This is a genomic window from Arthrobacter sp. B0427-1-12 (assembly GCF_059092905.1).
The window spans coordinates 49044-71243 of record NZ_JBNHIC010000001.1 but is presented as its reverse complement, the minus strand read 5'-3'; the positions used below and the strand labels follow the sequence as shown (position 1 = coordinate 71243).

Below are 22200 nucleotides of genomic sequence, written 5' to 3'. Positions count from 1 at the left end.
GGCCCTCCCCTACCGCCGGAAGCCGGCGCCGCGATGGTCTGCGGCCAGGCGCGGTCCGGCGCCCATGATGGTTTCGCGGAAGGTCGCCCCGGGCTCCGGATCCGCCAGCAGCCCGCGGCGGCGCAGCTCGGGCGAGACCAGCCGGACGAAGTCCTGCAGGTCCGCCGGGCGCACGGCCGAGGACAGGTTGAACCCATCGATGCCTGCCACGTCCACCCAGCGTTCCAGTTCATCGGCCACGGTAGCCGGGGACCCGGTGATGACCGGCCCGCGCCCACCGATCGCGATGAACTTCGCCAGCTCCCGGCAGGTCCACTTGCGGGACGGATCCATGGTAGTGAACTGCGCCAGCGCCGACTGGTTGCCCTCCGACTTGATGTACTCCAGCGGCGCATCGTGGTCCGCGCCGGACAGATCGACGCCGGTCCAGCCGGCAAAGAGCGCCAGCGCGGCGTCCGTGTCCACGTACTGTCCGTAGTCGCGGACCTTCGCCGCGGCGGCCTCGTCCGTCTCCGCCACGATCACCGTGGCCATGTTGAAGATCTTCACGGCATCCGCGGACCGGCCGGAGGCCACCAGTTCCGAACGCACGGCGTCCGACCATTTCCGGGTCAGCTCCGGGGCGTAGCCGGAGAAGAAAATGGCTTCGGCGTGCTTCGCCGCGAAGGCCTGGCCCCGCGAGGAGGCTCCGGCTTGGAACAGCAGCGGGGTCCGCTGCGGCGAGGGCTCCACCAAGGCGGGCCCGGGCACCTGGTAAGTGCCGCCGTCGTGCTTAATGCCGTGCACCCGGGCGGGATCCGTGAACGCGTTGGCCGCGGCGTCGGCGCGTACTGCGCCGTCCTCGATTGAGCCCTCCCACAGTTTGTAGACCACGTCCATGAACTCCTCGGCGCGGTCGTAGCGCTCATCGTGCGGGATCTGCTGGCCCAGGCCCAGGTTCCGGGCCGCCGAGTCCTGGTAGGAGGTGACAATGTTCCAGCCGACCCGGCCGCCGGTGACGTGGTCCAGCGTGCCGAACTTGCGGGCCAGCTGGTACGGGTGCTCGTAGGTGACGGAGGCGGTGACGCCGAAGCCGATCCGCTCGGTGGCCAGCGCGAGCGCGGAGATGACCAGCATTGGGTCCAGCATCGGATACTGCACCCCTGCCCGCACCGTCTCATCCGCGCTGCCGGCATAGACGTCGTACTGGCCCAGGATGTCGGCAAAGAACATGCCGTGGAAGCCGCCGCCCTCCAGCGCCCGCGCCAGTTCCACCCAGTAACCCAGATCCTTGTAGCGGGCGGCCTCGCCGGCCGGATGGCGCCACAGGCCGGGTGACTGGTGCGTGGGCACCAGCATCTCGAACGCGTTGAGCAGCAGCGGCTTGGTCATGGGCGGGCGCCTTTCCTCAGGTATTAACTGGCATCTGCCAACGACGATAGTGCCGACTCATCCAACACGGAAAACACCTCCGCATTTCCCGGAAATAATGCGTGCAGGGCCGTCCCCCAATTAAACGGCCCCGCACGCAGTCTGCGGTCACGGCCTCGCCGTGATGTGCCTCGTCGGGCGGCTACCCCGCCGCTGCCGCAACGGCGGCGGCCAGGTTGCCGGCCAAGGCAGGCCCGTGGCCCGGCAGGATCACGGTTTCCGCCGCGAACGCGAGCCGTTCCAAGGACCTTCGGGCCTCATCGATCCGGTGGTGGAACATCGGGTGCAGCAGTTGCGGTCCGGTCCGGGGGCTGATGGCATGCCCGGTCACCAGGGCGTCGCCGGTGATGACGACGCCGGCACCTGCCAGGTGGAAGGCCGAATGGCCGGGCGTGTGGCCGGGTGTGGGGACGGCGACGGGACCGCCGGGCAGGTCCCGCAGGCGTTCCGGTGTCCAGACGGCAGCCTGCGCAATGTCGTTGTCCTGGAGGCCGCCGGCCCTGATGGCGTGGGCCGCCCAGGCCACCATCCGGGGCCGCCAGGCGTAGGGCAGCACTTTGCCGACGGTGACCTGGAATTTTTCCCGGCCCAGCAGGTGGAGGTGTTCAGCGGCGCTGGAGAGCACCGGGGTTCCGTACTCGGTGGAGAAATGCCGGGCCGAGCCGGTGTGGTCCGTGTGGCCGTGGGTGATGAGCATCGCTGCCGCATTAGCCGGACGCAGGCCCACATAGCGGAGGGATTCGAGCACGTGCGGCACATCGGCGGGATAACCGCCGTCCACCAGGGTGAACCGGTCCTGCTCCCGGAGGATGGTCCAGTTGGACGCCGGCCCTTCGATGAAGAAAACGTCCGGCGCCTGCTCACTGGTGCGCGCTGCGGCGTGCCACGGCGGACGGCGGCGAAAAAACTGGGCACTCATGGCTGCACTCCTGAAAACACACCACTGAACATGGTTCCGGGGTACAGCCAGCCGGGCGTCCGCCCGGGAAGCTTAAGGAACTGGCCGTTCGAATGGATCGACCGGCCATACGCGCAGAATCATGCCACCGAAGCCGGCGTTGCGCAATGTCAACAACCGCACAACGTAAGGTCTGCCACTGCAGGTGTAACGGACCGCGATTCATGAAAAACCACGGTTCCGTCCGGACGAAGGCTGCTGCCAAGATGAGTCCTATGAGCGAGACGCAGGGTCAATGGGTGATGGTGGACATGCTCAGCATGGACCAGCTATGCCTGCTCAGCATTGGCGGGACGAATTATTTCGGCGCCAGCCTGCGCAAAAACCTGGATCCCCTCGGCCGGGAACTGCTGCGTGACAGTTTCAAGGAGGCCGCCACCACAGGCCGGACGGTCGACAGGATAGCCACTGCCCGCGGCAGCACCTGGCGTGTCCATGTGGAACCGGTCCTCGCTCCCATCTCCGGCTGCGTGGTCGCTGCCCTCGGCATCTTTCTCCCGGAGGGCGCCGAGCTGCCGGCCCGTCCGGTCCTCGGCGCCGGAGAATGGGAAATCTACCACGGCGGCAGGCGCATCGAGACGGCGTGGAACGACGACCTGTTCGCCTTGTATGAACTGCCGCGTGCCGGCGCCGCCAGCCCCACCGGGGACCTGAACCAATGGGTGTACCGGCTGGTCGCCCCCGAAGACCGGGCCCGGATGAAGGGCGGGATGGACCGGATCCTCGCCAATCCGGACGACCAGCGGCATGTGATCTCCTACCGGATTATTACCGGCGGAACCGGCCACCGGACCAGGCAGGTGGAATCTTCGGCGCGGCTGATCCCGGATGCGCACCGGCCGATCCTGTGGCTGCGCAGCATCTCCAGGGAAGTCAGTGAACTGGACCCGGCCCGCACCCCCGCCACCGCGGACACCACCAGCGGCGGGCTGCTGCGAGCGGCGTTCGACCTCGCGGCCGGCGCGGCCCTGATCGCCGTGGACACCAGCTCCTGGCAGATCTTCATGACCTCCCCGAACTGGTCCGGCTTCGGGCTGCAGTCCATGCGGTTCGGTTACCTGCCGCCCGCCATCCATCCGGATGACCTTGGCCGCTTCCAGCGCGTGTGCGGGATCGGGCACGCCGCCGCGGCGCCCGAGCCGGTGCGCTTCCTGCACGCCGATGGACAGTACCGCGCCCACCTCGTCACCGCCGGCAACGGCCATGCGGACGGCGAAGGGCACCGCTATGCGGTAGTCCGCCTGGGACCGGCGGACTGACAACCGCCCCGGCCCGCAACGTTGCCCGGAGCTGGAAAGGGCCCCGGACATGGAAAAGCCCCTTGACGCATACATTTGGGGGGCTGCATGCGGCAAGGGGCCTTGGACGAGTACGGCATACGGTTTCCCTAGGTTTCCAGCCGGCATCCACCCATGTGACCGACGGCACTGTGATGGCCGAGGGCGCTTACACCCCCAGCCCCCGGAGGATGGTGTCCACACCGAAGTCGAACGCTTCATCCCCCTGCGGCTCCTGGAGGCCGGGAAGCACCAGGCCGGCGCCGGCGAGCTCGGCCCGGGTCTGCTCCTCGGCGACCGCCCCGAGGATGAAGTGCATCAGCGTCCGGGCTCCCCAGCGCGCCTGCTCCGGCGGCAGGCCGCCGTCGGACAGCAGCGCTTCGAGCAGCCGCAAGGGCGCCAGGGACTGCGGATCCAGCGCCTGGGTGAGGGAGACGACGTCGGCGCCGTCCCGCACGGACAGCAGGGCCGCCCGGATGTCCCTGGCCAGCTTCCGGGAACCGGCGGCCGCACCGCCGGCGGAAGCGTCCACCGCCACCGGCGCCAGGATCCGTTCGGCCAGGACCGCCAGCAGCTCCTGCTTGTTCTTCACGTGCCAGTAGAGGGCGCCCGGCTGCACCCCCAGGTCCCGGGCCAGCCGCCGCATGGACAGGTCGGCCAGGCCGTAGCTGCGCAGGATCTCCAGGCCGGTGTCGATGATCTGCTGCCGCGATAACGCCATGCAAGCTCCTTCACGTTCGCGTCTGGCTCCGGCTTCACTATTGACAACCGGCAGGGGCCCGCCGACTATTGAACGGTGTTCAATTCATTCAATGAGATAGCGGACCGGCTGCTGGCCGGCGATCAGGCAACCCGGGCAGACGCACTTTCCGTCCTGCACTCTACCAACGAGCAGCTGATGGACCTCGTGGCCGCAGCAGCCCGGCTGCGGCGCGCGCACTTCGGCAACACCGTGAAGGTGAACTACCTGGTGAACCTCAAGTCGGGGCTGTGCCCGGAGGACTGCACCTACTGCTCGCAGCGGCTGGGATCGGCCGCGGAAATCCTCAAGTACACCTGGCTCAAGCCGGACGAGACGGTGCGGCAGGCCGCGATGGGGATCGGCGGCGGAGCCTCGCGGGTGTGCCTGGTCGCCAGCGGCAAGGGCCCCACCGACCGGGACGTGGAGCGGGTGGCCGGCGCAGTGGAGCGGCTCAAGGACGAGCATCCGCAGGTCGAGGTGTGCGCCTGCCTGGGCATCCTCAAGGACGGCCAGGCGGACCGGCTGAAAGCCGCCGGCGTCGACGCCTACAACCACAACCTCAACACCAGCGAATCCAACTACCGCGATATCTGCACCACCCATGAATACGCCGACCGCGTGCGCACCGTTGAGTATGCCAAGAGCGCGGGCCTGTCCCCCTGCTCCGGGCTGATCGTGGGCATGGGCGAGACGGACGAGGAACTGGTGGACGCGGTCTTCGCGCTGCGCGAGCTGGACAGCGACTCCATTCCGGTGAACTTCCTGATGCCGTTCGAGGGCACCCCGCTGGAGGGCACCTGGCTGCTCACCCCGGCCCAGTGCCTGCGCATCCTGGCCATGGTGCGCTTCGTCTGCCCGGACAAGGAACTGCGGATGGCCGGAGGGCGCGAGATGCACCTGCGGTCCCTGCAGCCGCTGGCGCTGCAGGTGGCCAACTCCCTCTTCCTGGGCGACTACCTGACCAGCGAAGGACAGTCCGCCGAGGCGGACCTGGCCATGATCGCCGACGCCGGCTTCGTGGTCCTGGGCGCGGACGACGCCGACGCTGACCCTGCCCTGACCGGCGAGATTGCGATCCGCCGCCGCGGCGCCGGAACGGAGCTGGCACCCAATGCCTAGCCCGGCGGGCCTGCCGCCGGCGGCAACCGCGACCTTGGCCGTCCGCGACCGGGGTCTGCTCTGGCACCCCTACGCTCCGCTGGACGGGCCGGCCCCCTACGCCGTCACAGGCGCGTCGGGGGTGCGCCTGCAGCTGGAGGCCGCGGACGGCGCGCGCTTTACGGCCATCGATGCCATGAGTTCCTGGTGGTGCGCGATCCACGGTTACCGCAACCCGGTCCTGGACGAGGCGGTGCGGCTGCAGACCGGGCGGTTCAGCCACGTGATGTTCGGCGGCCTGACCCACGAACCGGCCGTGCAGTTGGCCGAGACATTGGTCCGGCTGGCCCCGGAGCCGCTGCGGCATGTGTTCTTCGCCGATTCCGGGTCGGTCTCCGTGGAGGTGGCACTGAAGCTGGCCGTCCAGTACCAGGCGGCCGCCGGCCGGCCGGGCCGGCAGCGGTTCCTGGCCCTGCGCGGCGGTTACCACGGGGACACGTTCGCCGCGATGAGTGTCTGCGATCCGGTGGACGGTATGCATGCCGCCTTTCCGGGGCTGGTGGCCCAGCAGCACTTCCTGCCCAGGCCTCCGGCGGCCCGGCTTGCCGAAGACGGAAGTCTGGTCGCCGATGCCGCTGAGGTCGGGGCCTGGACTGCGCTGCTGGAGGAGACGGTTGAACGGCATCACCGCGAGCTGGCCGGGATCATCGTGGAGCCCGTGCTGCAGGGGGCCGGCGGCATGCATGTTTACGCCCCGGAGTGCCTGCGCGCCCTGCGCCGGGCCGCGGACCGGTACGGCCTGCTGCTGATTTTCGATGAGATCGCCACCGGCTTCGGCCGCACCGGGAAGCTGTTCGCCGCCGAATGGGCGGGGGTGGCCCCGGACGTGATGTGCGTGGGCAAGGCGCTGACCGGCGGCTACCTCACGCTCGCCGCGGTGCTGTGCTCGGCCGAGGTTGCGGACACCGTCACGGCTTCCGAATTCCGGGCACTGCTGCACGGGCCCACCTTCATGGCCAATCCGCTGGCCTGCGCGGTGGCCAATGCCTCCCTGGAGCTGCTCGAATCCAGCGGGTGGCAGCGGCAGGTGAACCGGGTCGGCCGCGGGCTGGCCGCGGCTCTGGCGCCGGCGAACGGCCTGGATCCGGTCCGGGACGTGCGCACCCTCGGTGCCGTCGGCGTCATCCAGCTGAACCGGCCCGTAGACGTGCCCGCGCTGACCCGCGCCGCGCTGGAACACGGTGTGTGGGTCCGGCCCTTCCGCGACCTGGTCTACACCATGCCTCCCTACCTGACCGAGGACGACGACGTCGCAGCCATCGGCGCAGCCCTCACCGCCGCCATCGCGCAGGTGCACGGCTGATGGGCACGCTGCAGGATTGGCTGGCGGACCGGCAACGCGTGCGGATCAGCCGGGGCTTGGTCCGGCGCACCACGGTGCGGGCAGGTGCTGCCGGCGGACAACAGCCGGCCGGAAACCTGCTGGATTTGGCCTCCAACGACTACCTGGGCCTCTCAACGGACCCGCGGCTGAAGGCCGCCGCCATCGCTGCCGTGGAGCACCATGGCACCGGGGCGCGGGCCTCCCGCGTGGTGACCGGGACCCAGTCCGTGCACGTGGAGCTGGAGGAACGGCTCTGCGCGCTGACCGGCCAGCCATCCGCCTTGGTCTTCTCCAGCGGGTACGCCGCCAACCTCGGGATCCTCACCGCGCTGGGCGGGCCCGGCACGCTGATCATCAGCGATGAGCACATCCACGCCTCGCTCGTGGACGCTGCCCGGCTCTCACGCTCACCGGTGCAAATCTGCCCGCACTCGGACCTGGCCGCACTGGAACGGCTGCTGGCCGGACGCACCCAGCCGCGCGCCGTCGTCGTACTGGAGTCCATCTACTCGGTGCTGGGAGACGCCGCTCCCCTGGCCGAAGCCGCCGCCCTGGCGGCGCGGTACGACGCGCTGCTGGTGGTCGATGAGGCCCACGGGCTGGGCGTGGCCGGGAACGGGCGCGGACTGGTCCACGCCGCAGGGCTGGCCGGCCGCGAACACGTGGTGCTCACCGCCACCCTGTCCAAGGCCCTCGGAGCGCAGGGCGGGGCGGTGCTGGGGCCTGCCCTGCTGCGCGAGCACCTGGTCAACACCGCCCGCCCGTTCATCTTCGACACCGGGCTCGCCCCGGCCGCTGCCGCCGCGGCTGCCGAGGCCTGCCGGATCATCCTGGCCGAACCGGGGCTGCCGGCGGCCGTCGCCCGCAACGCCGCGGTCATTGCCCGAATCTGCGGGATCGAGCGTGCGGCGGGTGCGGTCCAGTCGGTTCCGGTCGGTGGGCCCGGGCCGGCGGTGCGGATCGCCGCGCGGCTGGAGGCGGCGGGCGTGCTGGTGGGCTGCTTCCGTCCGCCCAGCGTGCCGGACGGCATTTCACGGCTGCGGCTGACGGCCCGGGCGGACCTGGCGGCGGAACAGACGGTGCGCGCCGCCGGGCTCGTGGCCGATGCCGTCCGGGCGGAACAGCCGGTACGGGCTGAACACGAAATCCCGGCGGAACAAACGACCCAGGCAGAACAGGCGGTACGGGCATGAATTTTCACGTAGTCAAGGATCCGGACCAGGTCCGCGAGGTCCTGCGCCGGACGGACGACTTTGTGCCCACGAACGCCCTGACCGCCGTCGTGCCGCTGGGCCCGGCGGCGCTGCGGATCCTCAGCCGCGCGCGCTTCGCCCTGCCGCCCGTGCTGGCCTCCGCCACCGGCGAGGACCACCGCAGCGTGCGGAAGCTGGTAGCCGGCTTCTTCACCCCCGCCAAAGTCGCCGCGCTGGGACCGCGGATCCGCGAACTGGCGCGCCAGCGGGCGGACGCGGCCGCCGCCGGACTGGCGCACGCACCAGTAGACCTGGCCGATCTGGTGGCCAAGCACATCCCGCCGGTCATCATGCAGGAACTGATCGGCCTCAACTGCCCGGACCTGGACAAGCTGAAACGGTGGAGCCGCGACTCCCTGGAGCTGTTCTGGGGCTGGCCGGACGAACAGCGCCAGGCCGAACTGGCCGCCGCCGCCGCCGAGTTCTACGGCTGGCTGCGCGCCGCAGTTGAGGCCAGCCGGGACACGGATTCGCTGTTCGGGGTACTGCACCGGGCGGGGGTGGATGCCGCCCGGATCTGCTCGCTCGGATACTTCCTGGTGATCGCCGGGCAGGAAACCACCGCCCAGCTGATCGCCACCACGCTGTACCGCTCGCTGGAGGACCCGGAGCTGTGGCGGCGGCTGGCGGCCGGCGACGCGGAAGCCGGACCGGTGGTACAGAAGGTGCTGGCAACGGAATCCTCCGTGTTCACCTGGCGTCGCGCGGCCGCCCGGGACACCGTGCTGGACGGACACGCGCTGCCTGCCGGCGCGGAGATCCTGCTCGAACTCAGCGGCCACCATCCGGCCGGCGCCGGCCCCACTGCGTATTCGCTGGCCTTCGGCCACGGGCTGCACCGCTGCCTCGGCGCCCGCCTGGCGGAGCTCGAGACGGTGCTGGTGCTGGAGGAAACCGCCCGCGCCCTGCCGGACCTGGTCCTGACCGGCCCCGAACCGGAATGGCTGCGGCTGCTGTCCTTCCAGGCACCGCTGGCCGTGACCGTCACCGGCACCGGCACCGGAACCGGAACCGCAACGGGAACCGCCGGGTCCCGGCCGGCCATGGCGGGGCGGTCCTGATGCCCGCTTCCCCGGCCGCACGAGCACCCGGGCTTCCCCGGATCGTGGTGGTCACCGGCACCGACACCGGGGTGGGCAAGACCATGACGACGGCAGCGCTGGCCGCCGCCCTCACCTCGCCGGCATGGGGCAGCCGGACGGTGGCCGCCTACAAGCCGGCCCAAACCGGAGTCGAGGACGGCGAGCCTGGCGACTCGGACGAAGTGCGGCGCCTGGCCGGCCTGGCGGCGGTTTCCGACGGCGCCCGGCTGCGGGCACCGATGGCCCCGGTGGCCGCCGCCCTCCGCGAGGACGCCCGGCTGCCCGGCCTGGAGGTTCATGTGGACCGGATCCGGCAGCTCGCCGCAACCCACAACCACGTGCTGGTGGAGGGCGCCGGCGGCTTGCTGGTCGAACTGGACTCGGCCAGGCATACGCTGGCGGACCTCGCGGCGGACCTCAGCGGCGGGGCCGGCACCCGCTCCGACCCGCCATCCGCCCTGACCGTAGGCGTCATCGTCGTCGCCCGCAGCGGCCTGGGAACCCTCAACCACTGCCTGCTCACACTGGAGGCGCTGGACCGGCGCGGGCTGGCGGTGGCGGGCGTGGTGATCGGCGCGTGGCCCGAGGAACCGGACGAGGTGGAAGCCAGCAATGCCGAGTACCTGCGCGGCCTGCACGTGCCGCTGGCCGGTGCCATCCCCGCCGGCGCGCCCGCTCTGGAGCCCCGCGTCTTCCAAAGCCTCGCCCCGCAATGGCTCAGTGGGCTCGCCCCCTCCCGCTGACCTGCCCCCGTTCACTCCGCAGCACACGTTCATTTAAGCGCCCATTCGTGCGTTTCGCGCAAAGTCAGCGGGAGGGGAAGGTGCATTAAATGACGACGCCGGCACTTAGGTTCCGTCTGCCGGGGGAACCCGAGTGCCGGCGTCGAGCCTGAGGGCGTCAGGCGGCGACGCGCCGCTCTGCCAGCGCCGCCCGCTCCTGGACGGCCGGGTCCTTCGCGGCCAGCGCCGCCCAGGTGGTCAGGCCGGCCAGCAGCACCAGGTAGCCGCAGATCAGCCACGGCTCGTTGCCGCCCAGCTCCAGCAGGGACGCGGCGATGAACGGGGTCAGGCCGCCGGAGAGCACGGTGCCCACCTGGTAGCCGAAGGAGACGCCGCTGTAGCGCAGGTGCACGGGGAACTGCTCCGCGAACCAGGCCGCCTGCGGTCCGTAGATGGAATCGTGCAGCAGGTTCATGCCCACGATCATCACCAGCGGCAGCAGCACCAGCGGCCCATTATCCAGGAACCAGAAGAACGGCCAGATGAATGCGGCTATGCCGACGGCGCTGCTCACGGCGATCCGGCGCCGGCCCACCTTGTCCGAGAGCCAGCCCCAGAACGGGCCGGAGATGATGCCCAGCGCGGAAACGATCAGGATGGCGGTCAGGCCGGCGGCGCTGTCGTCGCGGCGTTCTTTCAGGTAGCTGAGGATGTAGACGGTGAGGAGGAAGAACAGTGCCGGCTGGGCCAGGCGCAGGCCGATGGTGATCAGGATGGCCCGCGGGTGTTCGCGCAGCACTCGCTTGACCGGCCAGGCCTCCACCTGCTTCTCCTCCTTGAGTTCCTTGAACTCCGGTGCGTCATCCACGCCCAGGCGGATCACCAGGCCCACCACCACCAGCACGGCGGAGAGCAGGAACGGGATGCGCCAGCCGAAGGCGGCGAACTGCTCGGCGCCCAGCACCGACTGGGTCACCGCGAAGGCACCCGTGGCCAGCAGCATGCCCGCGGCGGAGCCGATCTGGGTGAAGCTGCCGAAGAAACCGCGCAGGTGGCTCGGCGCGTGCTCGACGGACAGCAGGGCGGAACCGCCCCACTCGGCGCCGGCGGACAGGCCCTGCAGCAGGCGCAGCAGCACCAGGCCGACGACGGCGAACCAGCCCGCCTGCGCGAAGGTCGGCAGCAGGCCGATCGCCGTGGAGGCGATGCCCATGGTCAGCAGCGAGATCACCAGCAGCGACTTGCGGCCGATCCGGTCGCCCAGCTGGCCGGCCACGATGCCGCCAACGGGGCGGGCGAAGAAGCCCACCGCGAAGGTGGCGAAGGAGGCCAGGATGCCACCGATCGGCGTGGAGGACGGGAAGAACTGCTGGTTGAAGATCAGCGCGGCGGCTGTGCCGTAGAGGTAGAAGTCGTACCACTCGATAGTGGTGCCGACGAACGCGGAGGACAGCACCCGCTTCTTGCGGGCGATGTGGGTACCGATGCTCTCAGGGCGCTCCCCGACAGCGGGCAGTGTTGCAGTCATGGTGGACCTTCAAGGCTCGCGGCGCCCGCGGAACGATGCGCCATACTTACGCGCCCGATCCTGCGCCGGGTCCGCGTCGAATCGTCACCTGGGGCACCCCACTACAGCGGCGAGGGTTGCCGTCCAGCCGGCCAGGGCCTTGTGGCTGGAACTCTTGATTCTGGTACCGATTCTGCAGGGCAGGTCCGTCACACTGCAAAATCCGCCGTCCCTGACGGTAATGCTTCGCAACACTTTCGATTCGGAAACCGGACCGTGCTAGGGGCTTGTGCCCTGCAGCAGGTCGTAGGAATGTGGACTCCATGCCGGCACATCCAAGCGAGGACGCATCAATGTCGATCAATCTGGTTCCCGATCTCCCCGACGCTTTCGCCGCGCTGCCCCGCTTTACCCGGGATCCCGCCGACCTTGAACTCGTCCGCACCGACCGCTCCGGCTATGTGCCCCCGACGCTGCCCGACGGCGTCGTGCTGGCCGAGTCCCTCCAGGATGTGGTGGATACCCTCCGCGCGGCCAGCGCCCACCGGCTGCCGGTGGTGCCCCGCGGGGCCGGCACCGGCCTGGCCGCCGGCGCCTCGGCGCAGGCCGGGGAGATCGTGCTGGACGTCAGCCGGATGAACCGGATCCTGCGCATCGACCCGGTGGAGCAGCTCGCCGTCGTCGAACCCGGCGTCCTGAACGCCGAACTGAACGCGGCCGCCGCCGAATTCGGACTCTTCTATGCCCCGGATCCGGCCAGCACGCTCTACTGCTCCATCGGCGGCAATATCGCCACCAATGCCGGCGGCATGCGCTGCGCCAAGTATGGCGTGACCCGCGAGTCCGTCCTGGCCCTGAAAGTTGTCCTGGCCGACGGCCGCGTGCTGGTTACCGGCACCGAAACCATTAAGGCCGTGACCGGCTACGACATGAACGCCCTGTTCATCGGCTCCGAAGGCACCCTCGGCGTCGTCGTCGAGGCGACCCTACGGCTGCGGCCGATGCCGGTGGCCACTGCGACCGTCGCCGCCTACTTCCGCGATGTTGAAAGCGCAGCCGCGGCGGCCTCCGCCGTCGTCGCCGCGCGGGCCACCCCGGCGTTACTGGAACTGGTCGACGGACCCACCCTAGGGGCCATCGATCTGGCCACGGGCACGGACCACCGGCAGCGCGGCGGTGCCTTCCTGCTGGCCCAGACGGACGTTTCGGTGCCGAAATCGAGCGCGACGTGGTGCTCAAGGCCATCGAACCGTTCGCCGAATCCGTCTTCGTCCCCCAGGACCCGGTCCAGGCGGAAGCGCTGGTGCAGGCACGCCGGGATGCGATCCCGTCGCTCCAACAACTGGGGCGCACCTCCATCGGCGACGTCGGCGTGCCGCGGAACCGGCTGGCCGAGATCGTCACCGGCATCCAGGAGATTTCCCGGGACACCGGGGTCAGGATCTACACGATTGCCCACGCCGCCGACGGCAACCTGCACCCGATGATCGTCGTCGAACCCGGGGAGTCGATCACCACCGGCGCCCCGAAGGAGGCGCTGGGACGCATGTTCGAACTCGCCCGGTCCCTGGGCGGGACGCTGACCGGTGAGCACGGCGTCGGCCTGCTCAAGCAGGACTGGGTCACCGCCGAGGTCGGCGACCTCTCCCGCGAACTGCAGCACCGCATCAAGGCGGCCCTGGACCCGCTGAACATCCTCAACCCAGGCAAGGCGATCTAAAGCAGCGGTTTCCCGTCAAAGTCCGACGGCGGCACTCGCCGGAGTGCCGCCGTCGGGCTTCTGTGCGGTTCAGCCGGTGCCGGCTGCCCTCAGCGCTTCTTCATGCGGGCGACCGGATCCGCGGACGCATCCGTGGCGCCCTTGGCCCGCTTCTCCGCGCGGCGCTGCTTGATGGATTTGGTCGGTTTCTTGTGTTCGTCCCGGTGCGGGGTCTTGTCAGGCATGGTGCTCTCCAACGGCGGATTCCAGGGGGCTGCGTGTGCCGTCCGCGCCGTCCCGAATTGAACAATACGCCGGTTCTGCACAGATGCAACGGGTTCCCGACCGCATCCTGTTCTTCCTCAGTTCCCGGGGCTGGCCGGTCCCAACGGTGGCCCTGTCAGAGCACCAGGCTCAGCGGCAGGATCAGCAGGATTGCGACGACCGAGGCCACGGAGACGCCGACGCTCACCGTCTTCAGGGCACCCCGCACAGTCTGGCCCAGCAGCGACTGCAGCAGCCAGAAGGTGTTGGAGGTGACATGGACCATGAAGAGAGAGCCAGCGCCGGCGGCCAGCGCGATCAGCACCGGATCCAGACCGATCGCGTCGGCGACCGGAGCCAGCAGGCCGGCCGCGGTGATCGCCGAGAGCGTCACGGAGCCGACGGCGATGTGCAGCAGGGCCGCGATTCCCCAGACCACCAGCAGCGGGGCAACGGTGCTGGCGGAGAAGAAACCGCCCAGGATGTCGCCCAGCCCGGCGGCGGCCACGGTCGCGGCGAGCGATCCACCGACGCCGGTCAGCAACAGGATCTGGCCGCTCTCCTTGAAACCGGTGGAGATGGCTTCCTCCACCCGCTTCTGGCCGATGGTGTAGTGGGCCACTACGGCCGTGCCGATCAGGCCGATCAGCAGTGCCACCACAGGAGAGCCGAGCAGCTGGAGCCAGGCGATTTCGATCTGTGCGATCTCCAGCACCGCCCCGGCGGCGATCAGCAGCAGCGAAGTGAACAGCGGGGCGAAGAGCAGCAGCAGCGGCGCTTCCTGCTGCTCCCGCTCGGCCAGCGCCACGGCGCCTGTCGCGGGGCGGAGGGCGTCGGCGTCGTCAGCGGTCGGCGCGGCACCCCCTGCCGGTGCCGGACGTCCTGCCCGCGAGTCACCGCCGGCGTCCTGCTCCAGTTCGTCGGCGAAGTCGTCGTTCTCGTCCGATTCAGGCTTCCAGAATCCGCGGCGGAAAAGGAACGTCATGATCGCGATCGCGATCACCACCGTGGGCACCACGATAATCAGACCGAACAGCAGCATCTTCCCCAAGGACACCCCGAGCACGCCGGCCAGGGCCAGGGCACCGACGCCGGGAACCATGAACACGATGCCGCACTCGAGTGAGATCGCCATCGCCGTGGCCAGCCTGGCCGTGCCGAACCTGCCGATCTTCGGCGCCAGCTTGCGGGCCAGCGGCGCTGAGATCACAATCATCACGTCCACGAAAATGGACTGCAGCACCGTGCCCATCGCCACGCCCATGCTGTATGGCATCGCCTTGGCGCCGAAGACGCGCAGCAACTGCTCGACCAGGCGGCGGATGGCACCGGTCTCGTTGAGGATCGAACCCATCAGCACGCCGAAGGCGATGAGCAGCCCAACCTCCATCATGATCTCGCCGAAGCCGCCGGTGATCGTTTCGACCGTCTTCGTGACCCCGAGTCCAGCCGACAGGCCCAGGTAGACGGAGCCGATGACCAGCGAGATGACCGGGTTCACCTTGAACCGGACAATCAGCACAACAGTGGCAAGCACTGCCACCGCCGTGTTGATCAGGATGGCGATATCAGACATGAGGATTCCGCTCGATTGTGGCCTCCTGCACCGAAGGCTTGTGGACGTGTCGTGGGTTGTGACGGGAGGCACAACGCCTGCCCATATTATGAGATGCAGACCACAATGCAAATTGGTGGACGCATTACGACGCAGGCGCCGGACTGGGATAACCTCTGTCCGCCCGCTGGCCGCGCGCTAGGGTGGAAGTGACCACGCCTGCCGCCGCCCGGAACCCAAGGGGAGCCATGTCCAGCCAGTACCAGTACCCGGATCCGCCGCACCAACCGCAGCCAGCCGCCATGTACCAGCCGGTGTACGTGCAGCCAGCCCAGACCAAGGGCGCCAGCATTACCTCCATGGTGCTCGGACTCGTGTCCATCCTGCTGGGCTTCACCTTCCTGGTACCCATCGTCGGCTTCATCTTCGGCGTGGCCGCCACATCCACGACCACCGGCGCCTGAGCGCCAGGACCGGCCATGGCAAACGATTCCGCGACGACGCTCAAGGGACGCCGGATCGGCGTCGTCCTGCACCCGGCCAGGCCCGTGGACGAGGCCCTGGAGCGCATCAACCAATGGTCCCGGGCGCACGGCATGGACGTAGCGGGGCTGCCCCGCGACGGAGCACGGCTGCCGGCGGACTGGCAGCGGATCGATGAGGCGGACTTCCCCGACGCCGTCTCAGCGGTCATCAGCCTGGGCGGAGACGGGACCATGCTCGGCGCCATGCGGCTGGTGGCCGACCGGCCGGTGCCCGTGCTGGGCGTCAACTACGGCCATGTCGGCTTCCTGGTGGAAATCGAACCGCCGGACCTGGCGGCGGCACTGGACATGCTCCTGGGCGGGGACTTCGCAATTGAGCCCCACCATGCCCTGGACATCGCCGTGGCGGCGGCCGAAGGCCGTGAAACCAAGCACTATCTGGCCTTCAACGACGCGGTGATCACCCGCATGCCGGGCCACGGAGTGGTCGCTGCCGAGGCCACCTTGGGCGGGGAGGTCTTTGGCTACTTCAAGGCGGACGGAATCATCGCCTCCACCCCGGCCGGATCAACCGCCTACACCTACTCCGCCGGCGGGCCCATCGTCTCGCCCGGCGTCACGGCCACCGTGATCACGCCCGTGGCCCCGATGGCGGGCATTAGCCGCGCGCTGGTCCTGGACCCTGCCCACTGCCTGGCGCTGAGCGTGACGGCACCCACCCTGCAGGCGGCGCTGGAGATCGACGGCAACATGGTCGCCCAGCTGGGGACGGGCGCGGCGCTGGAGATTTCACTGCGGACAGGCGCCGGCTCCGTGGTGCGGCTGAACCCGCGGCGCCATGTGGCCAGCGGGCTCATCAAGCTGAGCCTGATGGACTTGCCCCTGACCCGGTCCCAGATGCGGGAACTGCTGCCCGAGGACATCGAGGAACGCCTTAAGGCCCGGACGGACCATCTGCGGAGCTGAAACAGGAACGACGGCGGCACCCGGCCGCCGTGCCGCCTGTTGCCTTCAGTGGCTTAGGCGCAGGCCTCAGCCAGGGCGTCGACCGACGCGGCCGGAACCTGGTCGCCGGCGTCGGCGATCTGCCGCAGCGGAACCGAGAACTCGGAGGGCAGACCGGCCGCTTCGGCGGCATCCACCAGCCCGGACAACAGCTGCTGCTCCTGGGCGCTGACCATTCCGTCCTCCACCAGCGCGCAGACCTGGCGCTTGGCTTCGTCGACGGCGATTGTGGCGATCTCCGAGGCCGCGCTGCTGGCCGCGTTGGTGGCGGCCTCTTCAACCTGGGCGCAGCCGGCCAGGAGGGCGATCAGCGGGATTCCGGCAAGGACAACAAGGCGGCGGTTCACCCCAACAGCGTACCGTGGAACGGTGACAAACTCCCCCGAGACCCAGGCCCGGTTCCGTTCCGACGTGGCCGCAACCGCACTCGAGCTGTTCGTCAGCCAGGGCTATGAGGCCACCAGCGTGGACGCGATTGCCGAAGCCGCAGGCATTTCCCGCAGCAGGTTCTTCCGCCAGTTCCACTCCAAGGAAGATGTCATCTTCGCGGACCACGAGACACTGCTGGAGCGTGCGGAAGCCTTCCTGACCGAAGGACACGATGACCCTTGGGAAGCGGTCTGCCGGGCGGCGCTCATGGTGTTCGATCACTTCGCGCAGCAGGGCGAAACCGCCCGGCAACGGTACCGGGTGGTCAACGCGGTCCCGGCGCTGCGCGACCGCGAGCTCGTCACCGTCTTCCGCTACGAGCGGCTCTTCGGCCAGTACCTTCGCGATGCGCTGCCCGGCCTTGCACCGCTGGATGCGGTCCGCTTCGCGGCCACGCTCATCAGCACGCACAACTTCATGCTGCGCGAGCTCATGCGCGGCGAGCGGCCGGTGCCCGGCGCGGAGGTGCAGGACGCACTCGACGACGTCCGCCGGCTTTACGGTATCCTTCCGGCGAACGACGACGGCGGGCGGCCGCCGCAGGACGACGTGGTCGTGGCGGTGTTCCCCAGGTCGCTGCCGCCGGCGGAACTGGCCCGGCGCCTGGAGCAGCAGCTTGCGGATCGGAGCCACCCGAGCAAATGAGACTGCGTTTCCATTGACCTGACACTTGGTTTCACTACATACTGTCTCTGCAGCGACCGCGCGGCCGGCACCTCAAGGTCCGCCGCCTGAGCAAAGGGGCACGAGTGACGAGTGCAGAATCAGTGACCGAGGTCCGCACCAGCTTCGCGGACCATGGCGGCTTCCGTTTTGCGCTGCTGACGCTGGCAAACGAGGCCGGGCGTCCGGCCACGCTGGGTCCGGCGTCCCTGGACAACCTGGCCGCGGCGCTGGACGCCGTCGACACTTCCGCAGTGGATGCGGTGGCCGTTACCGGCGCGGGCAAAGTGTTCTGCGCCGGCGCGGATCTGAAGAAGATGGTGGAGGCACGGACACCTGAACGGGCTGAGGCGGTGGCCCGGCACGGCCTGGACGTCTTTGCCCGGCTGGCCGCCCTGCCTGTGCCGACCTTCGCCTTCCTCAACGGCGCGGCTCTGGGCGGCGGACTGGAACTGGCGCTCCACGCGGACTACCGCACGGCCGCCGATTCGGTACGGGCCATCGGATTCCCCGAGGTCCGGCTGGGCTTGATCCCCGGCTGGGCCGGCATCCCGCGCACCGTGGCACTCGCCGGCCCCGAAGCCGCAGCCCGGCTGGTCGTCACTGACTCGCTTGCCGCACAGAACCACGCCGCACCGGCGGCCGCAGGCCTGGGCCTGGTGGACGAAGTAATGCCGGCCGCGAACTTCCTGACCAGTTCCCTCGACTTTGCCGCCGACGTCCTCGCTGGCCGCCGCACTGTGGACCGGACAGCTGGGGACGGGACGACCACGGACACCGCCAAGGAATCCCTGGAGGCCGTCCGCGTCCGGCTGGACGAGCGGCTGCACGGCGCCGCCCCCGCACCGTACCGGGCGCTGGACCTGATCACCGCCGCAGCCGAGGAGACCGGAGCCCAGGACACCGCAGAACCTAACGCGGCGACGATCCGCACCTTCGGCGAACTCCTCCTCTCCGACGAAGCCCGCGCCAGCATCTACGCCTTCCACCTCACCCAGTCGCTGGCCAAGCACCCGGCCGGCAGGCCGGATGTGCCGCCGCGCCCGGTCCGCTCCGTCGGCGTGATCGGCGCCGGCCTGATGGCCAGCCAGCTGGCCCTGGTGTTCGCCCGGCAGCTGCGCGTGCCGGTGCTGATCACCGACCTCTCCCGCGAGCGCGTGGATGCGGCGCTGGGGTGGATGGACACCCAGCTTGCCGCGGACGTCGCCCGCGGCAAGCTGCAGGAGGACGCCGCCGCGCAGATCCGCGGACTCATCACCGGCACCACGGACAAGGCGGACTTCGCTGACTGTGACGCCGTGATCGAGGCGGTCTTCGAGGAGCTGTCCGTCAAGCAGGCGGTCTTTGCCGAGGTGGAGCCGCTTCTGCGTCCCGATGCCCTGCTGCTGACCAATACCTCGTCCCTGTCGATCGAGGAGATGGGCGCCGGGCTGACCCATCCGGAGCGGCTGCTCGGCTTCCACTTCTTCAACCCGGTGGCGGTGCTGCCGCTGCTGGAGATTGCGCGGACGCCCCGCACGGACGAGGCCAGCCTGGCCACAGCCTTCGAACTGGCCGCCGGTCTGCGCAAGACGGCGGTGCTGGTCAGCGATACGCCGGGGTTCGTGGTCAACCGCCTGCTGACCCGGCTGTTCAGTGAGGTCCTGGCACTGATCGACGCCGGCGGCGACCCGGCCGCCGTCGACCGCGTCCTGGATCCGCTGGGACTGCCGATGAGGCCGCTGGCCCTGCTGCGCTTCATCGGTCCAGTGGTCCAGCAGCACATCTGCGAGACCATGCACCGCGCCTATCCGGGCCGGTTCCTTCGCAGTCCCAGCCTGGCCGCCGTCGTCGATGCAGGCCTGCCGGGCTACCTGGACGACGCCGGCTCTGTCCCGCGGGAGGTCCGCGCCCTGCTGCCCGAACCTGCGGGCTTCGATCCGGCCGCCGCCCGGACCGGAATCCTCGCGGCGTTGGCCGACGAGGTGGAACACATGCTCGCCGAGGGAGTCGTTGCCGGGCCGGAGCAGATCGACCTGTGCATGATCCTCGGCGCCAGCTACCCCTTCCACACCGGCGGCCTGACCCCGCTGCTGGACCGGCTCGCAAGCACAGCAAGGGACAGCATCAATGCCTGACTATGACGTCTCCATCCCGCTCGACACCGACTACTACGGCGTCTTCGTCTCCCTCCCGGCGGCCGACCGTGCCGTCTGGGAGCGCGCCCGCGCCTTCACCGAAGAAGCCCTCCCCCAGATGAACGACTACTGGGACCGCGCCGAGTACCCGCTGCACCTGGTCAAGCGCCTGGGCGACCTGGACCTGCTCACTGACGGGCTGGCCGTACCGGGGCTGGAACAAATGTCCCCGCTGGCCGCCGGGCTGGTCAATATGGAGATCTCCCGCGGCGACGGTTCGCTGGGCACGATCGTCGCGGTCCAGGGCGGGTTGGCCCTGCGCTCCATCGCCTACTTCGGCTCCGACGAACAGAAGGCCCGCTGGCTGGAGCCGCTGGCGCGCGGCGAGGAGTTCGGCGCCTTCGCCCTGACCGAACCGGACCACGGCTCCGACTCGGTCTCCCTGGAGACGACGGCTGTCCGGGACGGCGCCGAGTACGTCCTGAACGGCGAAAAGAAATGGATCGGCAACGGTTCCGTCGGCGGCGTCACCGTCGTCTGGGCCAGGGACGACGACGGCGCGGTCCGCGGCTTCCTGGTGGAGCAGGACACCCCCGGCTACCAGGCGGAGACCATCACGGGCAAGGCCTCGCTGCGGGCGATCTACCAGGCCCGGATCCGGCTGACGGACGTGCGGATTCCTGCGGAGAACGTACTGCCGGGCTCACACTCGTTCAAGGACGCCTCCAAGGTGCTGGTCGCCACCCGCCTGGGGGTCGCCTGGTCCGCGCTGGGGCATGCGACGGCGGTCTACGAGGCCGCGCTGAACTACACCCGGCAGCGGGTCCAGTTCGGCAAGCCGCTGGCCAGGTTCCAGCTGGTCCAGGAGCGGCTCAGCTACATGCTCTCGGAGCTGACGAGCATGCAGCTGCACTGCGTCCGGGTGGCCGAGCTGGATGCGGCCGGCACCATGGATCCGGTCCAGGCCTCGATGGCCAAGTATCACAACACCCGCAAGGCGCGGGACCTGGCCTCGATCGCCCGGGACATGCTGGGCGGCAACGGCATCCTGCTGGAAAACCACGTGGTGCGCCACCTGATGGACATCGAATCCCTCCACACCTACGAGGGCACCGAGAGCGTGCAGGCTCTGCTGATCGGCCGCGACATTACCGGCTACAGCGCCTTCGCCTAGGACCGCCGGCCCACGACGACCGTCGCATCCAGCTCCTCCGACCTGGCAATCCGCGGAACCAGCCCGCTGCGGGCGAAGATGCCGGCGGTTACCGGAGCCTGGAGCCGGCTGGTCTCGACCAGCAGGCACCCGCCCGAGGCCAGCCAGTGCGGCGCGGCGGCGGCCACCCGGCGCTGGAGATCCAAGCCGTCCGCGCCGCCGTCGAGCGCCGTCCTTGCTTCGTGCAGGCGGGCCTCCGGGGGCATCGTCCCGATCGCCCCGGTGGGCACATAGGGCGTGTTAGCGGCGATGATGTCCACCCGGCCGCGCAGCCGCGCAGGCAGCGGCTCGAACAGGTTCCCTTCATACACCCGGCCGGCGACGCCGAGGGTGCTGCGGGCGCACCGCACGGCGGCGGGATCGATATCCGCCGCATGCAGTTCAATCCCGGGACAGGCCGCAGCCAGCGCCGCGCCTACTGCACCCGAACCGCAGCACAGATCAACCACCACTGCCTGCGGCCCGGCGAGGGCGGCCGCCTGCCGGACGAGGAACTCGGTGCGGCGGCGCGGCACGAAGACGCCGGGCGCCACCGTGATCCGCAGGCCGCAGAACTCGGCCCAGCCCAGGATGTGCTCCAGCGGCTGGCCGGCCACCCGCCGGTCCACCATGGCGTCAAGTCCGGCCGGCGTCGGTGCCGCGGAGAGGAGCAGGCGCGCCTCGTCCTCGGCAAAGACACAGCCGGCGGCCCGCAGCCGGGAAATAATGGCGGACGGGGAGCAAAGTGGCGGCGGTTCCGGCATGGGAGCGCCTTTCGGTAGGCCCGCGGGCGATCGGCGGCAACGCTATCAGAGCCCGGCCGGAATTTCGCCCCCTTCCGGACCCGCCGCGTCTGTTCAATAATCAGACCCGTCACCCTGACGCCCACGAGAGGACGATTCATGGCCACCCGTCTCAACCCGTACCTCGGCTTCCGCGACAACGCCCGGGAAGCAATGGATTTCTACCACTCCGTCTTCGGCGGGGAACTGACCCGCAGCACCTTCGGCGAGTACCACGCCAGCGACGACCCGGCGGAGCAGGACAAGATCATGCACTCCATGCTCGAAACCGACAACGGCCTGACGCTCATGGCCGCCGACACCCCGAACGGCATGGACTACATGCCCGGCAACAACCACACCGTCGCGCTGACCGGCGAGGACGAAGCCGAACTGCGCGGCTACTGGGACAAGCTGTCCGACGGCGCCGACATCACCATGCCTCTGGAGAAGGCACCGTGGGGAGACACCTTCGGCATGCTGACCGACAAGTTCGGCATCCCATGGATGTTCAACATCGCCGGCCAGCAGGCCCAGCAGTAACCCAGGCCCAGGAGTATCCACAGCGCAACAGGG

General features: G+C 69.6%; 21 protein-coding genes, 1 pseudogene and 1 riboswitch. Of the genes and pseudogenes, 14 read left to right on the top strand and 8 right to left on the bottom strand.

All coding sequences use genetic code 11. From position 1 onward, the window contains the following. Positions 1-9: 9 nt before the first annotated feature. Positions 10-1371: an LLM class flavin-dependent oxidoreductase gene (locus tag AC5RWU_RS00355; RefSeq protein ID WP_494030879.1), complete on the bottom strand. Its 1362-nt coding sequence runs from the start codon at positions 1369-1371 to the stop codon at positions 10-12. 181 nt (positions 1372-1552) lie between these two features. Then, positions 1553-2329 (bottom strand): MBL fold metallo-hydrolase, encoded by a 777-nt coding sequence (locus tag AC5RWU_RS00350; protein ID WP_494030878.1) that lies wholly within the window; start codon positions 2327-2329, stop codon positions 1553-1555. 254 nt (positions 2330-2583) lie between these two features. Here AC5RWU_RS00350 and AC5RWU_RS00345 point away from each other — a divergent pair, with 254 nt between their 5' ends. Next, positions 2584-3627, top strand: a complete 1044-nt coding sequence (locus AC5RWU_RS00345) for a hypothetical protein (protein ID WP_494030877.1) — start codon at positions 2584-2586, stop codon at positions 3625-3627. A 187-nt stretch (positions 3628-3814) separates the two neighbouring features. Here the strand turns inward: AC5RWU_RS00345 and AC5RWU_RS00340 are convergent, their stop codons facing one another. Then, positions 3815-4366: a TetR/AcrR family transcriptional regulator C-terminal domain-containing protein gene (locus tag AC5RWU_RS00340; RefSeq protein ID WP_494030876.1), complete on the bottom strand. Its 552-nt coding sequence runs from the start codon at positions 4364-4366 to the stop codon at positions 3815-3817. A 75-nt stretch (positions 4367-4441) separates the two neighbouring features. Here AC5RWU_RS00340 and bioB point away from each other — a divergent pair, with 75 nt between their 5' ends. The 5 genes from bioB to bioD are packed head-to-tail and all read left to right on the top strand — an operon-like array spanning position 4442 to position 9947. Further along, entirely contained in the window at positions 4442-5506 is a 1065-nt protein-coding gene (gene bioB / locus AC5RWU_RS00335; RefSeq protein ID WP_494030875.1) for a biotin synthase BioB, read from the top strand. Continuing rightward, positions 5499-6848 (top strand): adenosylmethionine--8-amino-7-oxononanoate transaminase, encoded by a 1350-nt coding sequence (locus AC5RWU_RS00330; protein WP_494030874.1) that lies wholly within the window; start codon positions 5499-5501, stop codon positions 6846-6848. Before bioB ends, AC5RWU_RS00330 begins: the two co-directional genes overlap by 8 nt. Beyond that, positions 6848-8062, top strand: coding sequence for an 8-amino-7-oxononanoate synthase (locus tag AC5RWU_RS00325; protein ID WP_494030873.1), 1215 nt, complete (start codon positions 6848-6850; stop codon positions 8060-8062). The genes AC5RWU_RS00330 and AC5RWU_RS00325 overlap by 1 nt, the downstream gene beginning before the upstream one ends. Beyond that, the gene (locus tag AC5RWU_RS00320) at positions 8059-9183 is read left to right on the top strand and encodes a cytochrome P450 (RefSeq protein ID WP_494030872.1); all 1125 of its coding nucleotides are present in this window, start codon (positions 8059-8061) and stop codon (positions 9181-9183) included. Before AC5RWU_RS00325 ends, AC5RWU_RS00320 begins: the two co-directional genes overlap by 4 nt. Next, complete coding sequence (bioD, locus tag AC5RWU_RS00315; RefSeq protein ID WP_494030871.1) at positions 9183-9947, top strand: dethiobiotin synthase; 765 nt, start codon at positions 9183-9185, stop codon at positions 9945-9947. The genes AC5RWU_RS00320 and bioD overlap by 1 nt, the downstream gene beginning before the upstream one ends. A 157-nt stretch (positions 9948-10104) precedes the next feature. Here the strand turns inward: bioD and AC5RWU_RS00310 are convergent, their stop codons facing one another. Beyond that, positions 10105-11454, bottom strand: a complete 1350-nt coding sequence (locus AC5RWU_RS00310; protein ID WP_494030870.1) for an MFS transporter — start codon at positions 11452-11454, stop codon at positions 10105-10107. A 37-nt stretch (positions 11455-11491) separates the two neighbouring features. Further along, positions 11492-11614: riboswitch (SAM riboswitch) on the bottom strand. A 142-nt stretch (positions 11615-11756) separates the two neighbouring features. Here AC5RWU_RS00310 and AC5RWU_RS00305 point away from each other — a divergent pair. Beyond that, positions 11757-12266 (top strand): annotated as a pseudogene (locus AC5RWU_RS00305) (FAD-binding oxidoreductase); the annotation flags it as partial. Between the two features lie 395 nt (positions 12267-12661). Beyond that, positions 12662-13153, top strand: a complete 492-nt coding sequence (locus AC5RWU_RS00300; protein ID WP_494030869.1) for an FAD-binding oxidoreductase — start codon at positions 12662-12664, stop codon at positions 13151-13153. Positions 13154-13242: 89 nt separating this feature from the next. Here AC5RWU_RS00300 and AC5RWU_RS00295 read toward each other — a convergent pair whose 3' ends face one another. Next, the gene (locus AC5RWU_RS00295) at positions 13243-13377 is read right to left on the bottom strand and encodes a hypothetical protein (protein WP_494030868.1); all 135 of its coding nucleotides are present in this window, start codon (positions 13375-13377) and stop codon (positions 13243-13245) included. 155 nt (positions 13378-13532) lie between these two features. Next, a complete protein-coding gene (locus AC5RWU_RS00290) occupies positions 13533-14972 on the bottom strand; it encodes a GntP family permease (RefSeq protein WP_494030867.1) in 1440 nt (479 codons plus the stop codon). Positions 14973-15199: 227 nt separating this feature from the next. Between AC5RWU_RS00290 and AC5RWU_RS00285 the strand changes: the two genes are divergently transcribed. Next, positions 15200-15415, top strand: a complete 216-nt coding sequence (locus AC5RWU_RS00285; RefSeq protein WP_494030866.1) for a hypothetical protein — start codon at positions 15200-15202, stop codon at positions 15413-15415. A 15-nt stretch (positions 15416-15430) separates the two neighbouring features. Next, positions 15431-16402: an NAD(+)/NADH kinase gene (locus AC5RWU_RS00280; protein ID WP_494030865.1), complete on the top strand. Its 972-nt coding sequence runs from the start codon at positions 15431-15433 to the stop codon at positions 16400-16402. 53 nt (positions 16403-16455) lie between these two features. On the opposite strand, the gene AC5RWU_RS00275 is transcribed toward AC5RWU_RS00280, so the two are convergent. Further along, on the bottom strand, positions 16456-16788 hold the full coding sequence (locus AC5RWU_RS00275; protein ID WP_494030864.1) for a hypothetical protein: 333 nt from the start codon (positions 16786-16788) through the stop codon (positions 16456-16458). Positions 16789-16810: 22 nt separating this feature from the next. Between AC5RWU_RS00275 and AC5RWU_RS00270 the strand changes: the two genes are divergently transcribed. The 3 genes from AC5RWU_RS00270 (at position 16811) to AC5RWU_RS00260 (ending at position 20824) form a co-directional block, all read left to right on the top strand. Beyond that, entirely contained in the window at positions 16811-17515 is a 705-nt protein-coding gene (locus AC5RWU_RS00270) for a TetR/AcrR family transcriptional regulator (RefSeq protein WP_494030863.1), read from the top strand. Between the two features lie 104 nt (positions 17516-17619). Next, positions 17620-19650 carry a 3-hydroxyacyl-CoA dehydrogenase NAD-binding domain-containing protein gene (locus AC5RWU_RS00265; protein ID WP_494030862.1) on the top strand — a complete coding sequence of 677 codons (2031 nt, stop codon included), beginning with the start codon at positions 17620-17622 and terminating at the stop codon, positions 19648-19650. Next, entirely contained in the window at positions 19643-20824 is a 1182-nt protein-coding gene (locus AC5RWU_RS00260) for an acyl-CoA dehydrogenase family protein (protein ID WP_494030861.1), read from the top strand. Before AC5RWU_RS00265 ends, AC5RWU_RS00260 begins: the two co-directional genes overlap by 8 nt. On the opposite strand, the gene AC5RWU_RS00255 is transcribed toward AC5RWU_RS00260, so the two are convergent. After that, entirely contained in the window at positions 20821-21606 is a 786-nt protein-coding gene (locus AC5RWU_RS00255; protein ID WP_494030860.1) for a putative protein N(5)-glutamine methyltransferase, read from the bottom strand. The two genes, AC5RWU_RS00260 and AC5RWU_RS00255, sit on opposite strands and share 4 nt — an antisense overlap. 138 nt (positions 21607-21744) lie before the next feature. Here AC5RWU_RS00255 and AC5RWU_RS00250 point away from each other — a divergent pair, with 138 nt between their 5' ends. After that, a complete protein-coding gene (locus AC5RWU_RS00250) occupies positions 21745-22167 on the top strand; it encodes a VOC family protein (RefSeq protein WP_494030859.1) in 423 nt (140 codons plus the stop codon). Positions 22168-22200 lie beyond the last annotated feature (33 nt).

Excerpts from the sequence above, each read along its gene's own strand:
- AC5RWU_RS00355 (WP_494030879.1), bottom strand. The coding sequence starts at position 1,371 with ATGACCAAGCCGCTGCTGCTCAACGCGTTCGAGATGCTGGTGCCCACG.
- AC5RWU_RS00350 (WP_494030878.1), bottom strand. The coding sequence starts at position 2,329 with ATGAGTGCCCAGTTTTTTCGCCGCCGTCCGCCGTGGCACGCCGCAGCG.
- AC5RWU_RS00345 (WP_494030877.1), top strand. The coding sequence starts at position 2,584 with ATGAGCGAGACGCAGGGTCAATGGGTGATGGTGGACATGCTCAGCATG.
- AC5RWU_RS00340 (WP_494030876.1), bottom strand. The coding sequence starts at position 4,366 with ATGGCGTTATCGCGGCAGCAGATCATCGACACCGGCCTGGAGATCCTG.
- AC5RWU_RS00330 (WP_494030874.1), top strand. The coding sequence starts at position 5,499 with ATGCCTAGCCCGGCGGGCCTGCCGCCGGCGGCAACCGCGACCTTGGCC.
- AC5RWU_RS00325 (WP_494030873.1), top strand. The coding sequence starts at position 6,848 with ATGGGCACGCTGCAGGATTGGCTGGCGGACCGGCAACGCGTGCGGATC.
- AC5RWU_RS00320 (WP_494030872.1), top strand. The coding sequence starts at position 8,059 with ATGAATTTTCACGTAGTCAAGGATCCGGACCAGGTCCGCGAGGTCCTG.
- bioD (WP_494030871.1), top strand. The coding sequence starts at position 9,183 with ATGCCCGCTTCCCCGGCCGCACGAGCACCCGGGCTTCCCCGGATCGTG.
- AC5RWU_RS00310 (WP_494030870.1), bottom strand. The coding sequence starts at position 11,454 with ATGACTGCAACACTGCCCGCTGTCGGGGAGCGCCCTGAGAGCATCGGT.
- AC5RWU_RS00295 (WP_494030868.1), bottom strand. The coding sequence starts at position 13,377 with ATGCCTGACAAGACCCCGCACCGGGACGAACACAAGAAACCGACCAAA.
- AC5RWU_RS00290 (WP_494030867.1), bottom strand. The coding sequence starts at position 14,972 with ATGTCTGATATCGCCATCCTGATCAACACGGCGGTGGCAGTGCTTGCC.
- AC5RWU_RS00285 (WP_494030866.1), top strand. The coding sequence starts at position 15,200 with ATGTCCAGCCAGTACCAGTACCCGGATCCGCCGCACCAACCGCAGCCA.
- AC5RWU_RS00280 (WP_494030865.1), top strand. The coding sequence starts at position 15,431 with ATGGCAAACGATTCCGCGACGACGCTCAAGGGACGCCGGATCGGCGTC.
- AC5RWU_RS00260 (WP_494030861.1), top strand. The coding sequence starts at position 19,643 with ATGCCTGACTATGACGTCTCCATCCCGCTCGACACCGACTACTACGGC.
- AC5RWU_RS00255 (WP_494030860.1), bottom strand. The coding sequence starts at position 21,606 with ATGCCGGAACCGCCGCCACTTTGCTCCCCGTCCGCCATTATTTCCCGG.
- AC5RWU_RS00250 (WP_494030859.1), top strand. The coding sequence starts at position 21,745 with ATGGCCACCCGTCTCAACCCGTACCTCGGCTTCCGCGACAACGCCCGG.